The sequence below is a fragment of the Anabaena sp. UHCC 0253 genome, from assembly GCF_009712085.1.
Taxonomy (GTDB): Bacteria; Cyanobacteriota; Cyanobacteriia; order Cyanobacteriales; family Nostocaceae; genus Dolichospermum.
This window is the reverse complement of the sequence record NZ_VILD01000005.1, coordinates 308385-311448: the sequence shown is the minus strand read 5'-3', so window position 1 is coordinate 311448 and position 3064 is coordinate 308385. Positions and strand designations below refer to the sequence as shown.

Below are 3064 nucleotides of genomic sequence, written 5' to 3'. Positions count from 1 at the left end.
GGGCGTTACTGCGTAGATAAGACAGGAGCATCCATTGATGTGCAAGCAGCGGCTTTAGATTGGCTGATTACGGATGCTCGTCAAACTCCACCTTTGGAAACGCCTTTAGAACACCAGGCGATCGCTGAATTATTAGGAACAAACTCAATTTAGTCAGTTGTCAGTTGTTCGTTGTCAGTTGTTCGTTGTAATTTGCTACTGACCACTGACCACTGACCACTGACCACTGACCACTGACTATTAACTATTCAAGTAAGTATACCGTTGTAAACTTTGCTCGTAAGTTTGTAATAATCGCTGAGATTCGGCGAGGGTGATTTGTTGTTCTTCTAACGCCCGTTCACAACGCTGACGAATGTTTTCTATCATGTCTTCAGCATCATATTGAACATAGCTAACAACTTCACTCATGGTATCGCCCTTGACAACGTGTTCAATTTGATAACCTTTAGGGGTTAAGTTGATGTGAACAGCGTTAGTGTCACCGAAGAGATTATGTAAATTCCCCATAATCTCTTGGTACGCTCCATTCAAAAACATTCCTAGATAATAGGGTTGTCCAGGCTCAAATTTGTGCAGTTCTAACACCGATTTGACATCCCGCAAGTCAATAAAGCGGTCAATTTTTCCATCACTATCACAGGTTAGATCCGCTAAAATGCCTCTGCGAGTTGGTTCTTCATCGAGACGATGTATCGGCATAATCGGAAATAGTTGATCTATCGCCCAACAATCCGGTGCTGATTGAAACACCGAAAGATTGATGTAGTAGATGGAAGCCATGATTTTTTCCAGGTCTTCCAACTCATCGGGTACGTATTCTTCCTGGCGAATGAGAGTAAGAATTTTTTGACAACAAGCCCAGTAGAGACGCTCGGCTTTAGCGCGTTCATTGAGGCGCAAAATTCCTAAATTGAAGCGACTGATGGCTTCTTCTTTGAATTGAGCCGCATCGTGATAGAACTCTTGGTAATTCTCTTTATTGATGGATTGATAGGTTTCCCAAAGGTATTTAATAATGGGAGATTCTCCTTCCTGATGTGGAGAAGGAGGATCAAGAGGGACATCGCTGGTGCTGAGAACATCAAATATTAAAACTGATTGGTGGGAAGAAATCGCCCGGCCACTTTCACTAATTAGTGTAGGTACGGGAATTTGTCTTTCAGCACAAGTATCTTTTAACTCTGCCACGATGTCGTTAGCATAGTTTTGCATATTGTAGTTTTTGGAGGTGTAGAAGTTGGTTTGAGAACCGTCGTAATCTACACCCAAGCCACCACCAACGTCTAGATATTTCATATTTGCCCCTAGCATTGCCAATTCCACATAAATGCGGCTGGCTTCTTGGATGGCATCTTTAATGACATTGATAGCGGAGATTTGCGAACCGATGTGAAAGTGTAATAGTTGTAAAGAATCCAGTAAGTCGGCTGCACCTAATTTTTCCACAGCTTCCATAATTTCCGGAATTGTCAAGCCAAATTTAGCGCGATCGCCTGTGGAAGTTCCCCAACGTCCCATTCCTTGGGTACTTAATTTCGCTCTTACTCCCAAGATGGGCTTAATTCCTAATTGACGACTAGCCGCAATGGCTAAATCTACCTCTTCAATTTGTTCTAGGACAATAATAGGTGTTTGTCCTAGTTTTTGGGATAACATCGCTGTTTCAATGTATTCCTGGTCTTTGTAGCCGTTGCAAATTAGTAATGCTCCTGGTGTATCCAACAAAGCTAGAGCAATCATTAATTCTGGCTTAGAACCTGCTTCTAAACCGAATTGATGGGGTTTACCAAACCGCACCAAATCTTCGATGAGATGCCGTTGTTGGTTGCACTTGACGGGAAATACTCCCCGATACACACCGGGATAGTTATAACGAGCGATCGCTTTGGCAAAACAAGCATTTAATCGCTCTATCCGATCTTCCAAAATATCGGAAAAGCGAATTAACATCGGTAGCCCCAAATTACGCTGCTGCAAAGCATTGACCAACTCGAACAAGTCTAATGACCCACCCCGTTCACCCTTGGGGGAAACAGTAACATGACCAGCAGCATTAATGGAAAAATAAGGCTGTCCCCAACCTTCAATCCGATACAGGTCTTCACTATCCTCAATTTTCCAAGGAAGAGATAAATCTCCCTTACTTGTACTAGGTGCTAACAGTTTTTTCTGTTTTTGGCTTTTCAATTCAGCTTTATGCCCATTAGATGGCATTTTTACAATCTCATCAGCGGTTGACTCGACACCCATTTATTCCTGACCTCTGTGTTTCACACACGAAATAACAATTTAACAAAATAGTTCGGTAACGAATATACGACTAGAAATAATTTCTGATTAAGAATTAGTTATTAGAAATATGTATATATGGTTAATACCATGTTGCGCTACCCATATAGGGGTAAGTAACTCCTGCTGCATCTCCACTACAGAGAAAAAGAAGACATTTTTTCTCGTTCCCTTGTCCCTGCAATTTTTAGGGAACATTCATCAGACTACTAGACAAAAGACATCAATACAACTGACAATTAACCCATCAAAATTTGATTATGTTTTTGGAGACAGATTTGGAACGCACATTTTTAGCAATTAAGCCTGATGGTGTACAGCGCGGCTTGGTGGGTGAAATTATTCGCCGATTTGAAACTAAAGGCTTTACCCTCGTTGGCTTGAAGTTTATGAAAGTCAGTAAGGAATTAGCGGAACAACATTATGATGTTCACCGGGAAAGACCTTTTTTCCCTGGTTTGGTTGAATTCATCATTTCTAGTCCAGTGGTAGCTATGGTTTGGGAAGGTGAAGGCGTTGTTGCAGCAGCTAGAAAGATTATTGGTGCAACCAACCCCTTAACCTCAGAACCAGGCACAATTCGCGGCGATTTTGGCATTAATGTTGGTCGTAACCTCATTCATGGTTCTGATGCTCAAGAAACCGCTCAAAGAGAAATTGCTTTGTGGTTTAAAGACGAAGAGTTAGTAGCTTGGCAACCCCATTCTACTCCTTGGTTAAGTGAGTAATTAGGGATTGGTAATGGGTGATTGGTGATGGGTGATTGGGGATT

The 3064-nt window shown here is 41.8% G+C and carries 2 protein-coding genes and 1 pseudogene; 2 read left to right on the top strand and 1 reads right to left on the bottom strand.

Annotated elements, in window-relative coordinates:
- A pseudogene (locus FJR38_RS15720) lies at nt 1-153 on the top strand (NDP-sugar synthase); the annotation flags it as partial.
- A gap of 87 nt (nt 154-240) precedes the next feature.
- Here the strand turns inward: FJR38_RS15720 and speA are convergent.
- Complete coding sequence (gene speA / locus FJR38_RS15715; RefSeq protein WP_168538049.1) at nt 241-2253, bottom strand: biosynthetic arginine decarboxylase; 2013 nt, start codon at nt 2251-2253, stop codon at nt 241-243.
- Nucleotides 2254-2570: 317 nt separating this feature from the next.
- On the opposite strand from speA, the gene ndk reads away from it, so the two are divergent.
- Nucleotides 2571-3020, top strand: a complete 450-nt coding sequence (ndk, locus tag FJR38_RS15710) for a nucleoside-diphosphate kinase (RefSeq protein WP_168496632.1) — start codon at nt 2571-2573, stop codon at nt 3018-3020.
- The last annotated feature ends 44 nt before the right edge of the window (nt 3021-3064 follow it).